This is a genomic window from Achromobacter xylosoxidans (assembly GCF_002192695.1).
GTDB classification, from domain to species: domain Bacteria; phylum Pseudomonadota; class Gammaproteobacteria; order Burkholderiales; family Burkholderiaceae_B; genus Achromobacter; species Achromobacter xylosoxidans_C.
In genome coordinates this window covers 59,470-80,797 of the sequence record NZ_MTLG01000117.1, presented here as the reverse complement: position 1 = coordinate 80,797, position 21,328 = coordinate 59,470, and the positions used below count along the sequence as shown (strand labels likewise).

Annotated in this window: 18 protein-coding genes; 3 read left to right on the top strand and 15 right to left on the bottom strand. The window is 66.3% G+C overall.

Annotation, left to right across the window (positions count from 1 at the left end; translation table 11 throughout):
* Nucleotides 1-21: 21 nt before the first annotated feature.
* The gene (locus tag BRO63_RS29455; protein WP_013396567.1) at nucleotides 22-483 is read right to left on the bottom strand and encodes an Lrp/AsnC family transcriptional regulator; all 462 of its coding nucleotides are present in this window, start codon (nucleotides 481-483) and stop codon (nucleotides 22-24) included.
* Nucleotides 484-675: 192 nt separating this feature from the next.
* On the opposite strand from BRO63_RS29455, the gene BRO63_RS29450 reads away from it, so the two are divergent.
* A complete protein-coding gene (locus BRO63_RS29450) occupies nucleotides 676-1,320 on the top strand; it encodes a LysE family translocator (RefSeq protein ID WP_088143174.1) in 645 nt (214 codons plus the stop codon).
* Between the two features lie 43 nt (nucleotides 1,321-1,363).
* Nucleotides 1,364-2,269 (top strand): EamA family transporter, encoded by a 906-nt coding sequence (locus BRO63_RS29445; protein ID WP_088143173.1) that lies wholly within the window; start codon nucleotides 1,364-1,366, stop codon nucleotides 2,267-2,269.
* Nucleotides 2,270-2,306: 37 nt separating this feature from the next.
* On the opposite strand, the gene BRO63_RS29440 is transcribed toward BRO63_RS29445, so the two are convergent.
* From BRO63_RS29440 to BRO63_RS29390, 11 genes are all read right to left on the bottom strand, one after another.
* The gene (locus tag BRO63_RS29440) at nucleotides 2,307-2,882 is read right to left on the bottom strand and encodes a hypothetical protein (protein ID WP_088143172.1); all 576 of its coding nucleotides are present in this window, start codon (nucleotides 2,880-2,882) and stop codon (nucleotides 2,307-2,309) included.
* 112 nt (nucleotides 2,883-2,994) lie between these two features.
* Nucleotides 2,995-3,975: a Bug family tripartite tricarboxylate transporter substrate binding protein gene (locus BRO63_RS29435; protein ID WP_088143171.1), complete on the bottom strand. Its 981-nt coding sequence runs from the start codon at nucleotides 3,973-3,975 to the stop codon at nucleotides 2,995-2,997.
* A gap of 112 nt (nucleotides 3,976-4,087) precedes the next feature.
* Nucleotides 4,088-4,873: a 2-oxo-tetronate isomerase gene (otnI, locus tag BRO63_RS29430; RefSeq protein WP_088143170.1), complete on the bottom strand. Its 786-nt coding sequence runs from the start codon at nucleotides 4,871-4,873 to the stop codon at nucleotides 4,088-4,090.
* Between the two features lie 69 nt (nucleotides 4,874-4,942).
* The gene (locus tag BRO63_RS29425; RefSeq protein ID WP_088143169.1) at nucleotides 4,943-5,896 is read right to left on the bottom strand and encodes a hydroxymethylglutaryl-CoA lyase; all 954 of its coding nucleotides are present in this window, start codon (nucleotides 5,894-5,896) and stop codon (nucleotides 4,943-4,945) included.
* Between the two features lie 11 nt (nucleotides 5,897-5,907).
* Nucleotides 5,908-7,098 (bottom strand): CaiB/BaiF CoA transferase family protein, encoded by a 1,191-nt coding sequence (locus BRO63_RS29420; RefSeq protein WP_088143168.1) that lies wholly within the window; start codon nucleotides 7,096-7,098, stop codon nucleotides 5,908-5,910.
* Between the two features lie 10 nt (nucleotides 7,099-7,108).
* Nucleotides 7,109-7,831: an ABC transporter ATP-binding protein gene (locus BRO63_RS29415; RefSeq protein WP_088143167.1), complete on the bottom strand. Its 723-nt coding sequence runs from the start codon at nucleotides 7,829-7,831 to the stop codon at nucleotides 7,109-7,111.
* Nucleotides 7,832-7,840: 9 nt separating this feature from the next.
* Complete coding sequence (locus BRO63_RS29410; protein WP_088143166.1) at nucleotides 7,841-9,607, bottom strand: branched-chain amino acid ABC transporter ATP-binding protein/permease; 1,767 nt, start codon at nucleotides 9,605-9,607, stop codon at nucleotides 7,841-7,843.
* Nucleotides 9,604-10,518, bottom strand: a complete 915-nt coding sequence (locus BRO63_RS29405) for a branched-chain amino acid ABC transporter permease (RefSeq protein WP_080551115.1) — start codon at nucleotides 10,516-10,518, stop codon at nucleotides 9,604-9,606. The genes BRO63_RS29410 and BRO63_RS29405 overlap by 4 nt, the downstream gene beginning before the upstream one ends.
* 79 nt (nucleotides 10,519-10,597) lie before the next feature.
* Complete coding sequence (locus BRO63_RS29400; RefSeq protein WP_088143165.1) at nucleotides 10,598-11,800, bottom strand: ABC transporter substrate-binding protein; 1,203 nt, start codon at nucleotides 11,798-11,800, stop codon at nucleotides 10,598-10,600.
* Nucleotides 11,801-11,843: 43 nt separating this feature from the next.
* Nucleotides 11,844-13,475, bottom strand: coding sequence for a GMC family oxidoreductase (locus tag BRO63_RS29395; RefSeq protein WP_088143164.1), 1,632 nt, complete (start codon nucleotides 13,473-13,475; stop codon nucleotides 11,844-11,846).
* A gap of 17 nt (nucleotides 13,476-13,492) precedes the next feature.
* The gene (locus tag BRO63_RS29390) at nucleotides 13,493-14,962 is read right to left on the bottom strand and encodes an NAD-dependent succinate-semialdehyde dehydrogenase (protein WP_088143163.1); all 1,470 of its coding nucleotides are present in this window, start codon (nucleotides 14,960-14,962) and stop codon (nucleotides 13,493-13,495) included.
* Nucleotides 14,963-15,153: 191 nt separating this feature from the next.
* Here BRO63_RS29390 and BRO63_RS29385 point away from each other — a divergent pair, with 191 nt between their 5' ends.
* Entirely contained in the window at nucleotides 15,154-16,044 is an 891-nt protein-coding gene (locus BRO63_RS29385) for a LysR family transcriptional regulator (RefSeq protein WP_088143162.1), read from the top strand.
* A 95-nt stretch (nucleotides 16,045-16,139) separates the two neighbouring features.
* Here BRO63_RS29385 and BRO63_RS29380 read toward each other — a convergent pair whose 3' ends face one another.
* The 3 genes from BRO63_RS29380 to BRO63_RS29370 form a co-directional block, all read right to left on the bottom strand.
* Nucleotides 16,140-18,155: a TonB-dependent receptor gene (locus tag BRO63_RS29380; RefSeq protein ID WP_256943437.1), complete on the bottom strand. Its 2,016-nt coding sequence runs from the start codon at nucleotides 18,153-18,155 to the stop codon at nucleotides 16,140-16,142.
* A 305-nt stretch (nucleotides 18,156-18,460) separates the two neighbouring features.
* Nucleotides 18,461-20,002 carry a hydantoinase/oxoprolinase N-terminal domain-containing protein gene (locus BRO63_RS29375; RefSeq protein WP_088143161.1) on the bottom strand — a complete coding sequence of 514 codons (1,542 nt, stop codon included), beginning with the start codon at nucleotides 20,000-20,002 and terminating at the stop codon, nucleotides 18,461-18,463.
* A gap of 9 nt (nucleotides 20,003-20,011) precedes the next feature.
* Nucleotides 20,012-21,118: a DUF917 domain-containing protein gene (locus BRO63_RS29370; RefSeq protein WP_088143160.1), complete on the bottom strand. Its 1,107-nt coding sequence runs from the start codon at nucleotides 21,116-21,118 to the stop codon at nucleotides 20,012-20,014.
* Nucleotides 21,119-21,328: the final 210 nt, after the last annotated feature.

The window sequence follows — 21,328 nt, the reverse complement described above, 5'->3', positions numbered from 1 at the left end:
CGCGGCGCCTGGCCGCGGGCGTCAGCCCACCGGCACCGCCATGCCGTACTTGGCGCGGTTCAGCACCACCAGCGTGGAAAAGCGCTTGACGTTGGGATTGCCCCAGAAGTTGCGCTGGGCGAAGGTCTCGTATTCAGCCATGTCGCGCATGGTGATGGTCAGGACGAAGTCCACCTCGCCTGTCACCGACAGGCACTGCATGATTTCCGGGGCGGATTGCATGGCGCGCTTGAACTGGTCGAGCTTGTCGGCGCGCTCGCTTTCCAACGTCACCAGCACGACCATCATGATGCCGCGGCCCACGGCGGCGGGATCGACCACGGAAACGTCGCCCAGCACCACCTTGGATTCGCGTAGCCGCTTCATGCGGCGCAGGCAGGACACCGGCGACAGGTTCACGCGCTGCGCGACTTCCTGGCTGGTGCGCTGGTTGTCCTCCTGCATGCTTTGCAGGATCTGGAGGTCGAAATCGTCTAGTTCCATAAGGGTCTCGGAACGGCTGGAAACGGGCCGGAAGGGGTCCGCCGGTAGATTCTAAGCCCGGCCGCGCCGGAATCCGGCCCCATTTTGACGGGAAACTTCATTTCCGCGCCCCGCGATGCAGGAATTATTCAGCAGGCTTGCTTACACTGGGAGCCCTCTGCCCGCGCCGCGGGTACGTACGCCCTCCGTATCATGCCGTCACTCCAGCTTTTCCTGCTGTTTCTCGCCGCCGACGCGGCGCTCAAGCTCACGCCCGGCCCCGACATGGCGCTGACCCTGTCCCGCGGCATGACGCAGGGCTTCCGGCCCGCCTTCCACAGCGTCCTGGGCAACGTCGCCGCCGGATTCATCCAGGTGCCGGCGGTGGTGCTGGGACTGGCCTCGGTGCTGCAGGCGTTCCCGTCGCTGTTCATGGGCATCAAGGCGGCCGGCGGCCTGTACCTGGGCTACCTGGGCATCAAGGCCATCGTCCGCTGCGCGCGCTCGGCCGACGTGTCGCTGGCCGCGCGCCCCGGCGACGCCCGCGACGCGTTCTGGCAAGGGTTCACGACCAATCTGCTGAATCCCAAGGTGCTGCTGTTCATGATCGCCTTCCTGCCGCAGTTCACCACGCCGGACAACGGGCCGGTGTGGATCCAGATGCTGGTGCTGGGCGTGACGATGAAGGTCTTGAGCCTGCCCTACGGCAGTTTCTTTGCCTACGGCGCTTCTCGCATCCGCGGCTGGGTGGGGCGCAATCCCTGGTTCCTGCGCATGCAGCAAGGTCTGCTTGGCGCCGTCATGCTCGGCCTGGCGCTGTATGTGCTCTACTCCACCGCCGCGAATCTGACTCCCTGAACCGTCCGCCGTCCTGTACGTATCCCGCCTTTCCGCCATTGCCATGACCGCCGCAACCCTGAACACCGGACGCAACGCGTCGTCCTCCACCCTGCTCCCCATCCTGTCGTTGATCGGCGCGATGGCCTCGCTATGCGTCGGCACCTCGTTCGCCAAGTCGCTGTTCCCGATGGTGGGCGCGCAGGGCACGACCGCCTACCGCATCGCCATCGGCGCGCTGATCCTGGTGGCGATCTGGCGCCCGTGGCGCTTTCCGCTGACGCGCCAGGCAGCGGCCAAGATCGCGCTGTACGGGGTGACGCTGGCCTGCATGAACCTGCTGTTCTACATGGCCTTGCGCACGCTGCCGCTGGGGGTGGCCATCGCCATCGAATTCATCGGGCCGCTGACCCTGGCGGTGGCGCTGTCGCGGCGCGCCATCGACTTCGTCTGGATCGGCTGCGCCATCGCCGGCCTGGTGCTGCTGATTCCCACGGGGCAATCGGTGCATGACCTGGATCCCGTCGGCATCGCCTTTGCGCTGGGCGCGGCGGTGTGCTGGGCGCTCTACATCATCTTCGGCAAGATGGCCGGCAATGTGCATGGCGGACAGGCCACGTCGCTGGGTCTGACGGCAGCGACCCTGGTGGCACTGCCCATAGGCGCGGCGCACGCCGGCACAGCCCTGCTGGATCCGACCCTGATCCTGGCCGGTATCGCCGTGGGCGTGCTGTCCAGCGCCTTGCCCTATTCGCTGGAAATGGTGGCGCTGCGGCGCCTGCCGCAGAAGACCTTCGGCGTGCTGCTCAGCATGGAGCCCGCCATGGGCGCGCTGGCCGGCGTGATCGTGCTGAACGAGCAGCTGTCGCAGACGCAATGGCTGGCCATTTGCGGGATCATCGTCGCTTCCGCGGGCTGCGCGGCCACCGCCCGCCGGCAAAATACCGCCCCCACGCCCGCGCCGGACTGAGCGCGGACCCGCGCCGCCGCCGCGGCCCGCGAGCGTTTCAGCCGAATCCGATCTCGCGCTGGGGCGGCGCCAGCGGGTCGAAATCTTCCCAGTGGTTGTTGCGCCAGCGGCCGTTGGCGTGTTCCACGTCCGCACCGCCGGCATCGCGCAGGATGCGGCATGCCAGCATTTCGCGTTGCGGCCGCGTGCGTACGGCCACCATCACGCCGGCCTGGCGGATCTCGGCATGGGAATCGGGATTGAAGTGGCCATGCAGGGTACTGCCGTGGCCCGTCACCCAGAGGGCGCCGAACAGCGACCCCAGATAGGCGCCGACCCCGGCCGCAGCCAGGATCAGCGGCGTGGAATCGCTGATCTCGGACATCACGAACCCGCCAAAAACCGCGAAGCCTGCGCCCACCCCGCCCGCCCCCAGGAAAGCGCCTATGTCGGCGCGTCCCGAGTCCGGGTCGGAGCGGCGGTCGCCGCCCAAGGGGTAGCGGCCATGCTCGCCGGCCGGATTGACATAGAAGGTATTGATGTCCCAGTCGGGAAAACCACTGGCGGACAGGCGCTCGGCCGCGGCGTTCGCCGCTTCGAAACCCTCGAACCGGGCTGCTACGATCAGAGACATGATGTGCTCCTTGCCCGGGCTGCCGGGCAGGATGTACGTGCCTTTATCGTACGCCCGCGCCGCCTGCGCGCGCGCGCCGGTTACACCTTGCGGCGGCTGTTACCGTCCGCCGTCAATTGGCCGAAATGTTCTTGTTGCGGATCACCGCGCCCCAACGCTCGTACTCCTTGCGCGCGTAGTCCGCGAAAGCCTGCGGCGTGCTGCCCGTGGGCTCCATGCCTTGCAGCCTCAATTGCTCGACCACTTCCGGCGCGCGCAGGGCCTGCGCGATCGCCTGGCTGAGTTTCTCCACCACTGGCGCCGGCGTGCCGCCGGGCGCCACCACGCCCTGCCAGGCGGCAGCCTCGAACGCCGGACCGCCCGCCTCGGCGAAGGTCGGCACTTGCGGCAATTGTCCGGAACGCTGCGCCGCCGGCACCGCGATGGCGCGCAGCTTGCCCGCCTGGATCAGCGGCCGGGCGGCGGCCAGGTCGGCCATCATCATCGGCACCACGCCGGCCGCCACGTCCTGCAAGGCGGGCGGCGTGCCCTTGTAGGGAATGGCCGTGGCCCGGCCCTGGATGGTATCCAGGAACAGTTCCATGGCCAGGTGATGGGGACTGCCCACGCCCAGGGACGCATAGCTGCCGGGCTTGTCGAGCTTGAGGTACGCCTTCACGTCGGCCAGCGTATGCATCTGGGAATCGGGCGACACCACCAGCACGATGGGCAACGCCACCAGGGTGGAGACCGGGGTCAGATCCTTCCCCGGATCGTAGGGCAGCTTCTGGTACAGCCAGGGGTTCAGCGCCAGGGTGCTCATCCCGGCCGTCAGCAAGGTGTAGCCGTCAGGCGCCGCGCGAGCGGTTTCCTGCGCGGCGACGATGGTGGCCGCGCCCGGACGGTTTTCCACCACCACCGGCTGGCCCAGCGCGTCGCCCACATGCTTGGCGACGATGCGGGTGGCGATGTCGCTGCCACCGCCCGCGCTGAACGGCACCAGCCAACGGATCGGATGATCGGGAAACCCGGCCGCCGCGGCCTGGCCCGGGACGATCGCAGCCCCGGTCAGCGCCGCCGCCAACAGGGCGCGATGCAGTATGCCTTTGAACATGACGCGCTCTCCTCGCCTGCTTATTTATTTAACACATTAACGATTTATTATCGGACTCCGCGCGCTGGCACACACCACGGGAGAAACCCGGAGTCCGTGGATCCGGCACGGGTCAGTTGCGAGCGGCGGCCAGCCAGCGCAAGCCGGCCGACGTGCCTGCGGCCGGACGATACTCGCAGCCTATCCAGCCGCCGTACTCCAACTCGCGCAGCACGCCGAAGATCCAGCCGTAATCCAGTTCGCCGCGATCCGGTTCCTGGCGCAGCGGCACGCCGGCAATCTGCAGATGGCCAACCCGCCCGGTAGGCAGGTATTCGCGCAGCTTCATGCTGACGTCGCCTTCGACGATCTGGCAGTGGTAAAGATCCATCTGCACTTTCAGATTGGACGCATTGACCGCCTGCACCACGGCATGCGCCTCGTCCTGGCGGTTAAGGAAATAGCCGGGGATGTCGCGGGTGTTGATCGGCTCGATCAGCACGGTGACCCCGGCCGAACGCGCCTGGCGCGCGGCCCAGTCCAGGTTCTCGCGATAGCAGTCCAGCATGGCCTCGCGCGAGGCGCCAGGCGCGACCAGGCCCGCCATTACGTGGAGATTCGGGCAGGCCAGCGCCGTGGCGTAGCACAACGCCTGCTCGATCCCCGCCTGGAATTCCGCCTGCCGTCCCGGCTGCGCGGCCAGGCCGCGATCGCCGCGGGCGGCGACGCCCGGCGGCGCGTTGAAGAGCACCTGCGTCACGCCGGCCGCGTCCATGCGCTCGCGCACGAAGGCGGCCGGGGCCTCGTAGGGAAACATGCATTCCACGCCGGCGTATCCATCCGCCGCGGCGGCCGCGTAGCGGTCCAGGAACGCGTGTTCCGTGTACATCATCGACAGATTGGCGGCGAACTTCAACATGGCGGGGCTCCGGACCGGGCGGCATGCATGGAAATTAGCACAACCGCCCGCCCCGCCTGCTCCGCAGCGCTAGGCGCCGAAGTCGGGCGCCGGATGCAAGGTCAGGCGCGGTCCCGCCTTGAGCAGTTGGCTGGGAATGTCGTGCCCCACCAGCGCGGGCAAGGTCGCCGACGCGCCGAGTATGGCGTCCAGGTCCACGCCAGTGTCGTAGCCCATCAGTTCCAGCATGTGCACCAGTTCTTCCGTGCACACGTTGCCGCTGGCGCCCGGCGCATACGGGCAACCGCCCAGGCCGCCGAGCGAGGCGTCGAAGCGGTCGATGCCGGCCTCGATGGCCGTCAGGGTATTGGCCAGCGCCATGCCGCGCGTGTTGTGGAAATGCATGGTGGTGGCCAACCCAGGGAACAGCTTGCGGACCTCGCGGCCGATCTTGCCGACCTGGGTGGGATAGGCCATGCCGGTGGTGTCGCACAGCGTCACGCCGTCCACGCCCAGCGCCGCGAAGCGTCCCACCAGCTCGAATACCTCGAAGGCATTGATGTCGCCTTCCATCGGGCAGCCGAACACGGTGGACAGCGACACGTTGATGGCGACCCGGCTGCCGCGTACCGCGTTGACCACGTCGCTCAGTTGCTCGAACGATTGTTCGCGCGTCATGCGCAGGTTGGCGCGGTTATGGGTCTCGCTGACCGACATCACCAGGTTGACCTCGTCCACCTTGCACTCCAGCGCCCGCTGCGCGCCGCGCACGTTGGGCACCAGCACCGTGTAGACGACGTCCGGATTGCGCTCGATCTCGTGCATCACGATCTCGGCGTCGCGCAAGGCCGGGATGGCCTTGGGCGAGGTGAAGGACGTCGCCTCGATCTTGGCGAACCCGCTGGCGGACAGCCGGTTGATGAAGGCAATCTTGTCCTGCGTTTCAATGAACTGCTTTTCGTTCTGGAAGCCGTCGCGCGGCGCGACTTCCTGGATGTACAGCCGTGGACGGCTGGCAGTGGTTCCGGGCTTGCTCACATTCATGGCCGCTATCCTCAGATGATGCCGCGCGCGCGCCAGTCCTGGCGCTGCGCCTCGCCGATGCCCAGGCCGGCCAGCACCTCGTCGGTGTCCTGGCCCAGGGCGGGCGCCGGGCTGCGCACCTCGCCCGGCGTTGCCGACAGCTTGGGCACGATGCCCGGCACCTGCACCGGCGTGCCGTCGGCCAAGGCGCCGTCCAGGATCATGCCGCGCGCCCGGTAATGCGGGTCCGCGGCGATGTCGGCCACGTCATAGATCTTGCCGGCAGGAATCTGTCCGTCGTTCAGGCGCTCCAGCACCAGGTCCAGCGGATGCTGTCCGGTCCATTGCGAAATCGCGTCGTCCAGCATGACCACGTGCCGCACGCGCCCGGCGTTGTTCGCCAGTTCCGGCGCCTCGGCCAGGTCGGGCCGGCCGATCACGCCCATCAGGCGCTTGAAGATGCTGTCGCCGTTGCCGGCGATCAACACGTACTTGTTGTCCTGGCAGCGATAGGCGTTGCTGGGCGCAATGCCCGGCAGGCTGCTGCCGGCGGGCTGGCGGATCTCGCCGAACACGGAGTACTCGGGCAGCAGGCTTTCCATCATGTTGAAGACGGATTCGTACAGCGCCACGTCGATCATCTGGCCCGTGCCGTTCTGGTCGCGCGCGCGCAGCGCCAGCAGGATGCCGATGACGCCATGCAGCGCCGACAGCGAATCGCCGATGGACACGCCCACGCGCACCGGGGTGCGATCCGGCTCGCCGCTCAGATGGCGCAAGCCGCCCATGGCTTCGCCTATGGCGCCGAAGCCCGGCAGGTCGCGGTAGGGACCCGTCTGGCCGTAGCCCGACACGCGCAGCATCACCAGACGCGGATTGATGGCGCGCAGTTCTTCCCAGCCCAGGCCCCAACCTTCCATGGTGCCGGGCTTGAAGTTCTCGACCACCACGTCGATGTCCTTGATCAGGGCCCGGATCAGATCCTGCGCCTCGGGCTTGCGCAGGTCCAGGCTGACCGACTTCTTGTTGCGCGACTGCACTTGCCACCAGACGGAAGTGCCGTCGTGGATCAGGCGCCAGTTGCGCAGCGGATCGCCCTTGCCGGGCGGTTCGATCTTGATGACTTCGGCGCCGAATTCGCCCAGCATCTTGGCGGCGAACGGTCCGGCGATCAGCTGGCCCAACTCCAGCACTCGGATCCCGCTCAATGGTTTGGATGACATGATTGCCTCGTCAGCTCTTGTGTTTGCCCAGATAGGCCTCGCGCACGCGCTCGCTGGCCAACAACTCCTGGCCCGTGCCCTCCATCACGATGGAGCCCACTTCCAGGACATATGCGCGGTCGGAGATCGCCAACGCCTGGTTGGCCATCTGTTCGACCAGCAGGATCGTCATGCCGCGCTCTTTCAGCGACTTGATGATCTTGAAGATCTCGGCCACGATCAGCGGCGCCAGTCCGAGCGAGGGCTCGTCCAGCATCAGGATGCGCGGCTTGCTCATCAGCGCGCGGCAGATCGCCAGCATCTGCTGTTCCCCGCCGGAAAGCGTGCCCGCGTACTGCGCGCGGCGCTCTTTCAAACGCGGGAACATCGCGAAGCACTGCTCGATCTCCGCAGCCAGTTCAGCGGGCGGTTCCTTGCGCAGGAACGCGCCCAGCATCAGGTTGTCGTGGACGGTCTGGTCAGGGAACACCTGGCGCCCTTCCGGCACGTGGGCGATGCCCAGCCCTACCCGCTTGTGCGCGCTGATCGCGCCCAGGTCCTGCCCGGCGAACGCGATGTCGCCGGTGGATTTTTCGATGCCCGACAGCGCGCGCATCATGGTGCTCTTGCCCGCGCCGTTGCCGCCGATGATGGTCACGATCTCGTTCGTGTCCACATGCAGCGACACCTGCTTCAGGGCATTGACGGCGCCATAGCTGACCGCCAGGTTCTTGATGTCCAGTAAACGGCTCATTACGGTCTCCTATGCCGGCGCGCCCAGGTAGGCTTCGATGACTTTCGGATTCTCCTGGATGTGGTTCGGCAGGCCCGAGGCGATCTTCACGCCGTAGTCCAGCACCACGATATGGTCGGAAATGGCCATGACCAGATCCATGTGGTGCTCGATCAGCAGGATGGTCAGGCCCATGTTCTTGAGCTTCACGATCAGGTCCGTAAGCTGGTCGGTTTCCGCGGGATTCAGGCCTGCGGCAGGCTCGTCCAGCAACAGCAGGTCCGGCATGGCCGCCACCGCGCGGGCGATTTCCAGGCGGCGCTGCAGGCCATAGGGCAGGCTGTTGGCCGCATCATCCGCGTAGCGGTCCAGTTCGAAGAACTTGAGGATGGCATAGGCCTGGCGGCGGATACGCCGCTCTTCGGCCAGGCTGCCCGGCAGGCCCAGCAGATTGGAGAAGAAGCTCGACTTCTGCACCCGGTAGAAGCCCACCATCACGTTCTCCAGCGCGCTCAGCCCGTCGAACAGCTTCAGGTTCTGGAACGTGCGGCCGATGCCAGACGCAGCGATCTCATTGGGCGACAGGCCCACCATCTGGCGGTTCTTGAAGCGGATGCTGCCGGCGTCCGGCACCACCAGGCCCGACAGCAGGTTCAGGGTCGTGGTCTTGCCCGCGCCATTGGGGCCGATCAGCGACACGACGGAGCCCTGCTCCAGCATGAACGACACCTTGTTGGTAGGCACCACGCCGCCGAAGGCCTTGTACAGGTCCTTCACTTCCAGGAAGCCGGACGCCGCGCCGCCGCGGTTTGCCGGAGGCGCCGGGGCCCAGTCTGCATCGCCCGCTGCGGCCGCCAGCGCCTCGCGCTGGCCGCGCTTGGGCAGCACCTTCGCCAACAGGCCGGCCAGTCCGTCCGGCATGGCGTACAGCGCGAACAGCAGGATCAGGCCGTAGGCGAAATGCTGCACTTCCGGCCAGCGCGCCAGCATGGCGTCGATCACCGTCAGCACCACCGCGCCCAGGAACGAGCCCGCCGGCGTACGGCCGCCGAACAGCACCAGCACCAGAAAGAACACCGACAGGTTGAAATTGACGAAATCCGAGTTGATGTACTGGTTCTGCTGAGCCACCAGGCCGCCCGCGATGCCGCAAGTGATGGCGCTGATGGCGAAAGCCAGGATCTTGAAGCGGTAGACGCTGATGCCCACGCTCTCGGCCGCAATCTCTGACGTGCGCACCGCGGCGAAGCCGCGGCCGAATCGGCCGTTCAACAACAGCGAGGTCATGGCGTGCAGCGCCAGGCCCAGCACCACGACCACCACCACCCACTGCCGGCTGTCCAGCGGCGCGCCGCCGAAGGTCAGGCCGGTGATGCCGTAGAAACCTTCCTGGCCCTTGAACACGTCGGTCCATTCGGACACGATCTTTTCGATCAGAAGGCCAAAGGCGATGGTCACCATCGCGAGGCTCGGCCCCTTGACCTTCAGCGCAGGAATGGCGATCACCACGCCGAAGACCGCGGACACCACCGCGGCGCAGCCCAGCGCCAGCCAGGGATCGACCTGGTAATTCACGGTCAAGAGCGCGACCGTATAGGCGCCCACGCCGAACAGGCCGGCGTGGCCCAGCGACTTCTGGCCGGTCTGGCCGACCAGGATGTTGAAGCCGGTGGCGGCGATGTAATAGACCCCGATGTTGAACAGGATCAGCAGATAGAAGTCATTCAGGCCCGAATAGGCGTAGCCGATGGCGAGCGCCGCGATGACCAGCGGAATGAGGATCTTGGAGAGCTTCATACTTTCTCCGCATGCACGCGACCGAGGATGCCGGCCGGACGGAAATACAGCACCACGATGATCAGCGCGAACACCGCGATCTCGCGCAGGTTCGAATACCAAAGGCCGATCAGCGATTCCAGCAGCCCGATCAGAAAGCCGCCAAAAATGCAGCCGCGCGGATTCTCCAGCCCGCCCAGGATCGCGGCCGAAAAGGCCTTGAGCGACAGCAGCGTGCCCACGAATACCGAAGCGGTTGCAATCGGCGCCACCATCACGCCGGCGATCGCGGCCAGCGCAGAACTGATGGCGAACACGGCGATCGCCACCGCGTTGGCGTTGATGCCCATCAGGCTGGCGGCGGTCTTGCTGAACGCCACCGCGCGCACCGCCTTGCCCATCTTGGTCTTGTGCAAGGCCCAGTCGAACACGATCATCAGCACCAGCGTGGTGCCGAACACCAGGATCTCCTGCGGCCGCACGCCGGTCCCCAGGACCGTGATGATGCCCTCGCCCAGCGGCGAAGCCACCGCGATGGGCGCCGGGCCCCAGACCAGCAACGCCAGGTTCTGGATGATGATGCCAAAGCCGATGGTGCTCATCACCCAGGACAGGCCCGCCTCGCCCACGAAGTGGCGGATGGCGGTGATGTAGAGCACGTAGCCCAGCAGGCTCAGGACCAGCATGGCGGCCAGCAGGGCGAACAGGAACGTGCCCCAGGTCACGTCCTCCGGATTCGGAAACCCGATCAGCTTGCCCTGGCTGACCAGAAGGATGGCGCTGATGCCGATCAGGCCGGCCAGCGCCAGGAACGCGCCCTGTCCGAAGTTGAAGGTCTTGGTCGTGGTGTACGTGATGCTGAACCCGAACGCGACCAGGGCATAGACGCTGCCCATGGCCAGCCCGCTCAAGATGGCTTGTAGTATTTGCATGCTGGATGCCCCCCCTATTGACGACTCCCCGGCGAGCCTCGGCGCACCGGGGAGAGATCTTTCTCGTTGCCGCGCCTTCTTACAGCCTCAGGTCTTCCGGCTTGATGGCGCGGGTGTATTCGTCATCCACCGACACCACTTTGCCGTCGATCCAACGCACCAGACGGAAGTCCTTCACCGACAGGGCTTCGTGGTTTTCCGCGGTGAACGGCTTCTCGTAGGTCTTGATGACGCCCTTGGCCTGCGTCAGGTTCTGCAGCGCGGCCTGCACGGCTTCGCCTTCGGTCGACTTGGCCTGCTCCATGGCGGCGGCGATGAGCTTGACCGAGTCATAGGCCTGCGCGGCCATGACGTAGGTCGGCACGCGGCCGTCGCGCTTCATCAGCGTGTCGTACAGCGCCTTGGACTCGGGCGAGGAGTCTTCGGTGATCGACGCCGTGAAGATCATCTTGCTGGCCAGCTCGGGGCCGGCGATGCGCAGGAACGGCGAGCTCAGGTTGGCCCAGGAGGCCAGCGTGGTCGGGAAGTAGCTGATCTTCTCCAGGCTGCGCATGACGTGCGCGTTGGAATCCGCCAGCGCGTAGACGATCAGCGTGTCGGCGCCCGAACTCTTGATCTTGTTCAGCTGCGACGACATGTCCGTGTCCTTGGGACCGAACTTCTCGTTGGCCACGGGCGTGATCTTGTGCAGGGCCAGGATCTCGACCGCGTCCTTGGCGCCTTGCTGGCCGTAGCCGGTGGTGTCGGCAATGATGGCAACCTTGCCGTTCTTGCTGGCGCGGGCCGCATAGGCCGCCAGCAGCGCGATCTGGTCGCGGTCGCGCATGGACACGCGGAACACGTAGTTGGCGGGCGACTTGGCGTAGCGGCCGGTGATGTCGGTGGCGGTGGCCACCGGCGAGATCGTCGGAATCTTCTTCTGCTGCACCAGATGCAGCCAGGCCAGCATGTTGCCGGAGTTGACCCCGCCCAGCATGGCGTTGACCTTGACGTTATCGACCAGTTCGTTGGTGTTCTGGATGGCCTTGGGCGGCGCGCCCACGTCGTCGCGCTCGACGATGACGACCTTCTTGCCCAGCACGCCGCCGGCTGCGTTCAGCTCGTCGGCGGCCTGGCGCGCGCCGGCCAGCGCGGAAATGCCAAAGTCCGCCGAGCCGGTGGCCGACATGTCGCTGTTGAAGCCGATCTTGATGTCGTCGGCCAGCGCCGCGCCGCTGGCGCCCGCCAGCGCTGCCGCCAGCAGCAGGGATTTCATGGTCTTGGGGAAATGTTTGAAGTACATCTTGTCTCCTTCTGGATCACTCTGGTGACCGCTGATTGGCAATTCAGGATTGTTTGATGAGGTCGGCGGCCTTGTTGCCGATCATCATGGTGGCCGCGCAGATGTTGGCCGACGGCATGGCCGGCATCACCGAGGAATCGATGACGCGCAGATTGCCCACGCCGTGCACCCGCAGCTGCGGGTCGACCACTGCGTACTTGTCGTCGGCCTGGCCCATGCGGGCCGTGCCGTTGACGTGATACGACGACACGCCATAGCGGCGCGCGAAGTCCAGCAATTCGGAATCGGATTCGCACAGCGGACCGGGCAGCACTTCGCTGTCGAAATACTGCGAAAGCGCCTGCGAACGCAGCAGCTGCCGCGCCAGGCGGATGCCGCGCACCAGCGTCATCTGGTCGCGCTCGTTTTCGAGGTAGTTGGCCAGGATCACGGGGTCCTGCAGCGGATCCGCCGAACGGATGCGCACCTGGCCGCGGCTCTCGGGGCGGTGCTGCCAGACACCCGCGGTCATGCCGGGGAAGTCATCCAACATGCCCACATAGCCTTCCTTGTAGCTGGCCGGCGTGAACACGCCCTGCAGGTCCGGCAAGGCGAGGTCGGGCGTGGACTTCCAGAAGTAATGCAGCAGCGACGGGCTCAGGGCCATGATGCTGGGCCGCTTCATCATCCAGCGACTGATCTGGCCGGCCAGGCTCAGGCCCTTGACCAGCTGGTTCATGGTCTGGCTGTTCTTCACGCGCGCCACGACCCGCACCGAATAGTGGTCGCTCAGGTTTTCGCCCACGCCCGGCAGGTCGCACACCACGTCGATGTTGTGCCGGCGCAGCAGCTCCGCCGGCCCCAGGCCCGATAGCTGCAGCAGCTTGGGCGTGTTGATTGCGCCGCAGGACACGATCACCTCGCGGCGCGCGCGCGCCGCGCGGACCTGCGAGGGATGAGCCGGATGGCAATAGGCCACGCCGGCGGCCTTGCCGTCGTCGAACAGGATGCGCGTCGCCTGCGCGTAGGTGCGCACTTCCAGGTTCTTGCGGCCCATGGCGGGCTTGAGGAAGCACTTGGCCGTGCTCATGCGCCAGCCACGGTCGATGGTGCGCTGAAAGTAGCCCACGCCGGCCTGATCCGCGCCGTTGTAGTCGGGATTGCGCGGGATTCCCTGCTCCACCGCGCCGGCGATGAAGGCCTCGCACAGGGGGTGGATCCAGTCTATGTCCGTGACCGGCAGCTCGCCCTGGCGGCCGCGGTAGCGGTCGTCGCCGCCCACGCGCCGCTCCATGGACTTGAAGTACGGCAGCACCTCGTCATAGGACCAGCCGGTGTTGCCCAGCGCGGCCCAATGATCGAAGTCGGCCGCCTGGCCGCGGTTGTAGACCAGACCGTTGATGGAGGTCGAACCGCCCAGGGTACGGCCCTGCGGAATCGGCACGCGCCGGCCGTTGGTCTGCGCAGTGCCCTCACTGGAAAACTGCCAGGCGTACTTCTTGTTGAACACCGCCTTGATAAAGCCGGCGGGAATGTGCAGATAGGGGCTGCGGTCCGGCGGGCCGGCCTCCAGCACGCAGACCGTGGAGCCGTCCGCGCTCAGGCGGTTGGCCAGGATGGAACCGGCCGCGCCGGATCCCACGATCACATAGTCGAACTGATCCGCGTCGCGGAGAGAAGGCTGTGCTTGGCTCATGTCTGGATCCGCGTACGTCAGGGAATCGCGTTGAACGACTTGCCGGCAAGGCAGACGTACTTGATTTCCAGGAACTCTTCGATGCCGTACTTGGAGCCCTCTCGGCCCACGCCCGACTCCTTGATGCCGCCGAAGGGACCGACCTCGTTGGAAACGGCGCCGGTGTTCACGCCGACGATGCCATACTCCAGCCCTTCCATCATGCGCCAGACCCGTTCCAGGTTGGCGGTATAGAAATAGGCGGCCAGACCCGAGGCGCTGTCGTTGGCTCGCGCCAGCACCGCGGCTTCGGATTCGAAGGTGCTGATGCCCACCACCGGGCCGAAGATTTCCTCGTGCGCCAGTTCCATGGCGTCGGTGATGCCGGCAAGCAGGGTCGGCTCATACAGCAGGGTGCCGTGTGCGCGCAGCTTGCCGCCCGCCAACAGGCGCGCGCCGCGCGCGGTGGCGTCATCCACCAGGCGGGCCACCTTGTCCACGGCGCGCTGGTCGATCAGCGGCCCTTGCGTGACTCCTTCTTCCAGGCCGCCGCCCACCTTCATGCGGCGGATTTCCGCCAGCAGCTTGTCGTTGAAGGCGTCGGCGACGCTGGCATGGACGTAGACGCGGTTGGCGCAGACGCAGGTCTGGCCGGCGTTGCGGAACTTGGAGAGCACCAGGCCTTGCACGGCCTCGTCCAGGTCGGCGTCCTCGAACACGATGAAGGGCGCGTTGCCGCCCAGTTCCAGCGACAGCTTCTTGATGTTGGAAGCGCTTTGCTGCATCAGCAGCCGGCCCGTCTGGGTGGAACCGGTGAAGGTCAGCTTGCGCACCGTGGGGTTCTGCGTCAGCTCCGTGCCGATGGGCGCGGGGTCGCCGATGACCACGTTGAGCACGCCGGGCGGGATGCCGGCCTGCTCGCCCAGCCAGGCCAGTGCCAGCGCGGTGAAAGGCGTCAGTTCGGACGGCTTGAGCACCACCGTGCAACCGGCGGCCAGCGCCGGGCTGACCTTGCGCGTGACCAGGGCCGAGGGAAAGTTCCAGGCAATGATGGCCGCGCACACGCCCACGGGCTGCCGGACGGCCAGCATGCGCTGGTCGCCGCGGGTATGGGGCAACACGTCGCCATAGACGCGCTTGGCCTCTTCGGCGAACCATTCGACGAAGGACAAGGCGTAATTCAGTTCGCCGCGGGCTTCGGCCAGCGGCTTGCCCTGCTCCAGCGTCAGCAGCAGCGCCAGGTCGTCGGCGTGCGCCTCGATCAAGGCATGCCATTTGCGCAGGATGGCGCCACGCTCCTTGCCCGTCCTGGCCCGCCAGGCCGGCAGGGCGTCATCGGCCGCCGCGATGGCGCGGGCCGTCTCGGCTTGGCCCAGATTGGGCACCGTGCCCAGCGCGCTGGCGTCAAAGGGATTGCGCACCGTGATGGTGGCGCCGTTGTCGGCGTCGCACCAGGCGCCGCCGATGTAGGCCTGCTGCCGTAGCAGCTGGCTATTCTGCAGATTCATTTGTCTCGCGCTCCATCCGTCATGCTCCGCACGGTCCGCGCTATGGGGCCGGGCGAAATTTTTTGGGGAGGATAGCCCTGGCGCCGGCCTGCGCAACAGCAGTCATTAGCGATGCCGCCATCACCATCCGCGATGACAAGCCCGTCCGTGGCTACAATGGACCGTCTCGTCCGCTTTCCCGTCCGTCCCCCATGCGTCTCGATCCCACCTCCCTCAAGCTCTTCATCAGCGTGGTCGAGCAAGGCACCATCGCCGCGGCGGCCGAGCACGAGCACATCGCCGCGGCCGCCATCAGCAAGCGGATCAGCGAGCTGGAAGAGAACCTCAAGATCCGGCTGCTCATCCGCACCAACAAGGGCATCCGCCCCACGCCGGCCGGCATCGCGTTGTCCACCATGGCGCGGCGCGCCCTGCATGAACTCGATGAAATCTCGGTGCACATGCGCGACTACTCGCGCGGCCTGCGCGGCTTCATCCGGGTGCACGCCAATATTTCCGCGATCACGCAGTTCCTGCCCCAGGACATCAAGCTCTTCCTGAACGACTACCCCAACGTGCAGGTCGACCTGGAAGAGAAAATCACCTCGACCATCATCAAGTCGGTCGCCGAAAACGCAGCCGACGTAGGCATCTTTTCGGGCACTGCGCCGGACCACGACGTGGAGATCCACCCCTACCGCGAGGACACGCTGGCACTGGTGGTGCCCGCCGACCATCCCCTGCAGGACAAGCCGGGCTTTCGCTTCGCCGACGCGCTGGAACACGACTTCGTCGGCTTGCACCGCGGCAGCGCCATCAACCGCATCCTGTCCAACGCCGCCAGCGACGAGAAGCGCAACATACAGCTCAAGGTGCAGGTCACCGGTTTCGACGCGCTGTGCTTCATGGTGAATTCGGGGCTGGGCATAGGCGTGCTGCCGCTGGACATCGCGCGCCGCTACTCGGCCATGTTCGACATCCGCATCATTCCTCTGACCGAACCCTGGGCGCGGCGCCAGATCCAGATCTGCGTGCGCTCCTTCGACGCACTGCCCACTGCCGCCAAGCTCTTCGTGAACCACCTGAGCAAGCGCCAGCCCTGAGCGGGCGCCATGGCGCCAGCCCCGGCATCGGCGTTCGTGCAAAAAAAAGCGGAGACGGGGTGTCCGTCTCCGCTGCTGCCGCGTATTTCCCTGCCTCAGTACGTCATGCGCACACCCAGCAGCACGCTGCGCCCCGGCAGCGGCGCCACCGTCGAAATGAAGGACGCGTGGTTGTACGCCAGCTTATTCAGCAAGTTGGTGCCGCGCAGGTAGACCTCGTAGCCCGTGGCGCCATACTGGCCGCGATAGGCCACCACCGCATTGACCATGTTGTAGCCGGGCGTGCTTTCCTCGTAGGCGGCAATGTCCTTCTGGGCGAACACGCGGGCGTACTCCACGCCGCCCGACCATTGCTGCCATTTCATGTCGGCGCGCACGCCGGCACGGCCTGCGGGGATGCGCGGCAGGTTGCCATCGCCGCCCGTCAGCTTGCCGCGCACGTAGTCGCCGAACACCGCAGCCGAAAACACCGGGGTGAACTGGTGGCGCAGTTCGCCTTCCACGCCCGTGAACTCCGCGTCGCGCTGGGTGTACTCGATCAGGCGGAAATCCTCGTAGCGGTCCAGCGTGTTGGCATAGATGTAGTTCTTCACGCGGTTGTGGAACACGCTGGCCGAGAACGTCGTGTCGCCCGAGTGCTTGCGCAAGGTCAGGTCGATGTTGTGCGAGGTCTCGCGGCCCAGGTCCGGATTGCCCAGCTCGTAGGTGTTGGTGGCCAGGTGCACACCGTCCGCATACAGTTCTTGCGCGGTCGGCAGGCGCTGCGAGCGCGACAGCGACAGGGCCACGGAATACTGCGGCGCGAAGTCCCAGATGGCCGCGGCCGACAAGGACGTGCCCGACAGGCTGCTGCGTTGCGCGCCGCCGGTAGGCGAGATGCGCTGCCAGTCCTGCCGTGCGCCCAATTCGAAGCGCCAGTCGTTCAGCTGGTATTCCTCCAGCACGAACAAGCCGTAGGAGCGCGTCTTGCTGCGCGGCAGGAACGCCTCTTCGCCATCGGCGCGGAAATCGCTGTAGGCATTCTGCACGCCCACCACGCCGCGCCAGCCTGCGATGGGCTTGTGCTGCATTTCCACGCGCAGGTCGTAGCCCTTGTTCTTGAAGCGGGTACCGACCTCGCCGCCTTCGATCTCGTCGTGCTGGTAGTCGGTCAGTCCACCGCGCACGCGGATCTTCTCGAAGCCCGCGAACGGGTCCTGGTACTCGGCGCGCAGATCGAGACGATTGCTGCGCAGCTTCACGTAAGGCACGCCGCCATGTTCGTGCTCATGGTCGTGATCGTGGCCTGCTTCGTCGTGGTCATGGTCATGGCCGCCGCAATGCAGATGGGTGCCGTGCGGGTGGCAGCCTTCGTATTCGTGGTTGTGTCCGGGCAGGCCGTATTTGCTTTCCAGATGCGTGAACGCCAGGCCGACATAGCCGCGCGGCGTGATCCAGGACATGCCCACCGTGCCCTGCGTCGACTCGCTGTACGAGCCTTCCAGCTTGCCGCCCGGCCAATCCGGCACGTCGTAGTCGCTGGTGCGGCGCTTCAGGCCCTCCACGCGCACCGCGAACTGTCCTTCGCCCGCGGTGATACCCACCGCGCCCGCGCGCTCCTTGGTGCCGGTGGCGCCGCGCAGCTCGGCCTCGGCCTCTATGCCTTTTTCCGGCACCGCCGTCGGGATCTTCTTATCCACCACATTGACCACGCCGCCGATCGCGCCGCCGCCATACAGCAGCGTGGCCGGCCCCCGCAGCACTTCGATGCGTTCGGCCAGCAGCGGCTCCACCGTCACCGCATGGTCCGGAGAAATGCTGGACGCGTCCATCACCTCGGAACCGTCGGACAGCACCTTCACGCGCGGCGCCGTCTGGCCGCGGATCACGGGGCGGCTGGCGCCGCCGCCGAAGGTGTCGCTATTGACGCCGGGCAGGTTCTTCAGCGTGTCGCCAAGGGTGCCGTTGCGCTGCTCGATCAGCGCGTCGCCTTCCAGCACCGAGGCCGGCAAGGTGGTGCTGTTCAGGTCCAGTCCCAACGGGTTGGCGGATACCGTGATCGGCGCCAGCGTCTTGGCGGCCGCGCGGTCCGCCGCGGCTTCCTCGGCCTGCGCCGCGGGCGCGGCCAGCATCAGCGCGCAGACCAGGGGTTTCAGCGCGCCCCGGCGCCCCGCCCGCAAGGCAGCCCGGCCGCCGCGCTTGCCCCGCCACCCCAGTTTCTTGCCATTCATCATCGCCCTCTTTCAAATGTTATAACGTACCAAATAATTAACGAATGATATAACATTTCGAATTCTAGGGAAGACAGATTGCCGGTAGCCTCGCCTTCTCCATGCGCAAAAATGCAAAAAGGCCAGCAGTGAACGCCACTGCCGGCCGGATGTCGGGCGGCCAGCCGGCCGCCTTGGTTGCTGCGCGGGCAGGAGCCCGCGGCGGACTAGTGCGTCCGGCCCGCGATCTCGCCCACCACCCTCACCCGCGCCCGCACGGCATTGCCTGGCAGATAGGCCAAGGGGATGTCTTCCTGCTCGATGACGGTGACAGTCTGCGCGTCCGCGCCCGCCGCAACCGCGCGCTCCACCGCGATGGAGCGCGCGCGCTCCAGCAGTTCTTCGCGGCCCATGTTGGTGAAGATCTGGTCCACTTCCCCGGACACCTGGGCGATGGCTGCGCCGACCGCGTTGGCGACAGCGTGGTTCGCCACCCGGACCACTTCCGAGAATCCCGGCACCTGGTCGGGGATCAGCACCGAACCGCCGCCCACCGCAATGAGCGGCACGTCACGCGCGTCGCTCTTCATGCGATCGCAGGCCTCGGAAATGGCCTCGTGGATACGCGCCAGCGCGCCACGCACCATCGCAGCATCCAGATGGGCCACGCGTGAACGGTCGCCGATATCGGCCAGACCCGCGGCCACGGCTATGTCGGTGCAGGTGAGTTGCTTGCCGCCAAACACCAGCGCCTCTTCCAACAGCCGGTGACCCACGCTGACGGGACCGACCTGCAAGGTCCGCGGGTCGACCAGCGTGCCGCCGCCCACGCCGATGGACAGCAGGTCAGGCATGCGGAACGCGGTGCGCACCCCGCCCACCTCGACCATATTGTTGGCCTGGCGCGGAAAGCCGTTCTGCACGCAACCGACGTCCGCGGTGGTGCCGCCCACGTCGCACACTACGGCATCGTTGATCGAGGCCAGAAAGACCGCGCCGCGCATCGAGTTGGTGGGGCCGGAGGCAAACGAATGCACAGGGAAGTCGCGTGCGTTCTCCGCCAGCGTGACGGTGCCGTCGTTCTGTGTCAGGAATAGCGGCGCGCGGATGCCGCTGTCTGCCAGCGCCTGGACGAAGGCGTCTGTGGTCTTGTGCGCCAGATCGATCAGGGTCGCGTTCAGCAGTGCCACGTTCTCGCGGCCCAGCAGGCCGATGCGGCCCAACTGGTGCGAGTAAGTAATGCGGCAGTCCGGGTGTTCCTGCAGCAGGATCTCGCCCGCGCGCAGTTCGGCCGTGCCGATCAAGGGCGAGAACACGCCGCTGATAGCGACGGTGGAGACGCCCGACGCGCGAATGGCGCGGGCCGCGTCGCGCACGGCCGCCTCGTCCAGCGGCATGAGCTCGCGGCCGTCGAATTCGTGGCCGCCCTGCACCAGGTAGGTGCCACCATTGACCTTCTGCGCCAGATCCTCGGGCCAGTCGCAAAACGGCAGCAAAGAGGCCGCCGCCGGCAGGCAGACGCGCAGCGCCGCTGCCGGCTCCAGATCGCGCCGTTGCACCACCGCGTTGGTGAAGTGCGTGGTGCCGATCATCACCGCGTCCGGGTTTCCAGCCTCGGGGCAGGCCTGGATCAGCGCCGCCAGGGCGCGGCGCACGCCCGTGGTCACGTCCGCGGTGGTGGGTGACTTGACGGCGCCCAGGACCTGGTCGTCCCGCACAAATACGGCGTCCGTGTTGGTGCCGCCTACGTCGATGCCGATGTGTTTCATATCAAGTTTCTATGCGAAGACCGAGCGATAGTCGAAGTCGAAGCCGAAAGCCCGCGGCCCCACCAATTCCAGGCCGCGCGGCGTGGTAAACACGGACGGCGCGGGCAAGGCCAGCACGCTGACGCGCTGGCCGAAGCGCAGCACATCGGTGCCGATGCCGTCGCCACTGACCGAATCCAGCACGCAGATAAGGTCCGGCGTCATCACCTCGGGCACGCCGTCGCGCTCACCCACCGAAAATTCGTTCTGGAAATGCAGCGCGTAGCGCGAACCGCGGTCATCTCCCAAGCCCTCCAGGATGGCGCAGCCGCGCAGAAAGCCTGCGGTGGTGCGGCGCTCCACGTCCACCACCTTGCCGGTGAACATGCGCTTGCCAGCGGTTTCCTGCAGCACGGCGCCGATCACGTCGTCATGCTGGCGCCGCGCGCGCAGCACCACCTCGCCCAGGCGAATCGCCTTGCTGACGGTATAGAGAATGCCGTGGTCTTTCACTTCGCTGCCGCTGCGCGGCGTCTTGCAGGTGGCAGCGGTGGAACCCATTTCCACCACCACCTTGCGGCTCAGGCGCTCCACCCATGTGGCCGAGGCCGCGCGCGTGACGATAACTTCGTTGTCGCGGATGTCGGCCACGGCCAGCGGATACATGGGCAAGCCGTTGGCGGCGAAGCTGGTCATCTGCGCTTCGGGATAGGCGCGGCCCATGCTGTCCGCGTCCACCACCGGCAGCCCCATGAGCGCTGCCACCATGAAGGGTTGCAGGCCGTTTCCGCCGCCGATTTCCAAGGCCATGATCGCGCGGAAGCGCGCTCCGCAATACTCCTCCATCATGCGCACCGGCTTGACCGCGAAATGCGGATCGGCCAGGCGCTCCTGTCCGACCAGCGGCGCACCCATGCCCGACACCACCGCAACACGGTCGTCGTCGTTCAGGTACATGGGGTCCAACAGCGACGCGCGATAGCCCTTCTTGTAGAGCTGTCGCATGTTCAGCAGTTTCTGGTAGGGATCGCCGCCGCCGCCAGTGCCCAGAATCCAGGCGCCCACGGCCAGGGCTTCCATCTCTTCGGCGGATACGACGCGCGTTCCGGTGGTTGTGCTTGCGGCTACAGATAGCATGGTTCGATGTGTTCTGAAGGGAACCGGGATGGGAAGCAAACCTTACTTCGCGAGAAAGAGGCCGGGCAAATTGAATATGCGCATGACGCGCATAGACCCAAATCATGCGCCCTGCATGTGTTGAACCTATGTGCCGCATTCTTCGTATTTATTTGCCGCCGGGTGGTGCATCTGCAAATATCAGGCCACGGTTTCCGGCACCAACCGGCG

Bases quoted from the DNA above. Each gene is read 5' to 3' on its own strand.
- BRO63_RS29400 (WP_088143165.1), bottom strand. From the start codon at position 11,800: ATGTACTTCAAACATTTCCCCAAGACCATGAAATCCCTGCTGCTGGCG.
- BRO63_RS29445 (WP_088143173.1), top strand. From the start codon at position 1,364: ATGACCGCCGCAACCCTGAACACCGGACGCAACGCGTCGTCCTCCACC.
- otnI (WP_088143170.1), bottom strand. From the start codon at position 4,873: ATGTTGAAGTTCGCCGCCAATCTGTCGATGATGTACACGGAACACGCG.
- BRO63_RS29385 (WP_088143162.1), top strand. From the start codon at position 15,154: ATGCGTCTCGATCCCACCTCCCTCAAGCTCTTCATCAGCGTGGTCGAG.
- BRO63_RS29415 (WP_088143167.1), bottom strand. From the start codon at position 7,831: ATGAGCCGTTTACTGGACATCAAGAACCTGGCGGTCAGCTATGGCGCC.
- BRO63_RS29405 (WP_080551115.1), bottom strand. From the start codon at position 10,518: ATGCAAATACTACAAGCCATCTTGAGCGGGCTGGCCATGGGCAGCGTC.
- BRO63_RS29420 (WP_088143168.1), bottom strand. From the start codon at position 7,098: ATGTCATCCAAACCATTGAGCGGGATCCGAGTGCTGGAGTTGGGCCAG.
- BRO63_RS29395 (WP_088143164.1), bottom strand. From the start codon at position 13,475: ATGAGCCAAGCACAGCCTTCTCTCCGCGACGCGGATCAGTTCGACTAT.
- BRO63_RS29370 (WP_088143160.1), bottom strand. From the start codon at position 21,118: ATGCTATCTGTAGCCGCAAGCACAACCACCGGAACGCGCGTCGTATCC.
- BRO63_RS29375 (WP_088143161.1), bottom strand. From the start codon at position 20,002: ATGAAACACATCGGCATCGACGTAGGCGGCACCAACACGGACGCCGTA.
- BRO63_RS29440 (WP_088143172.1), bottom strand. From the start codon at position 2,882: ATGTCTCTGATCGTAGCAGCCCGGTTCGAGGGTTTCGAAGCGGCGAAC.
- BRO63_RS29435 (WP_088143171.1), bottom strand. From the start codon at position 3,975: ATGTTCAAAGGCATACTGCATCGCGCCCTGTTGGCGGCGGCGCTGACC.
- BRO63_RS29380 (WP_256943437.1), bottom strand. From the start codon at position 18,155: ATGCTGGCCGCGCCCGCGGCGCAGGCCGAGGAAGCCGCGGCGGACCGC.
- BRO63_RS29425 (WP_088143169.1), bottom strand. From the start codon at position 5,896: ATGAATGTGAGCAAGCCCGGAACCACTGCCAGCCGTCCACGGCTGTAC.
- BRO63_RS29390 (WP_088143163.1), bottom strand. From the start codon at position 14,962: ATGAATCTGCAGAATAGCCAGCTGCTACGGCAGCAGGCCTACATCGGC.
- BRO63_RS29450 (WP_088143174.1), top strand. From the start codon at position 676: ATGCCGTCACTCCAGCTTTTCCTGCTGTTTCTCGCCGCCGACGCGGCG.
- BRO63_RS29410 (WP_088143166.1), bottom strand. From the start codon at position 9,607: ATGAAGCTCTCCAAGATCCTCATTCCGCTGGTCATCGCGGCGCTCGCC.
- BRO63_RS29455 (WP_013396567.1), bottom strand. From the start codon at position 483: ATGGAACTAGACGATTTCGACCTCCAGATCCTGCAAAGCATGCAGGAG.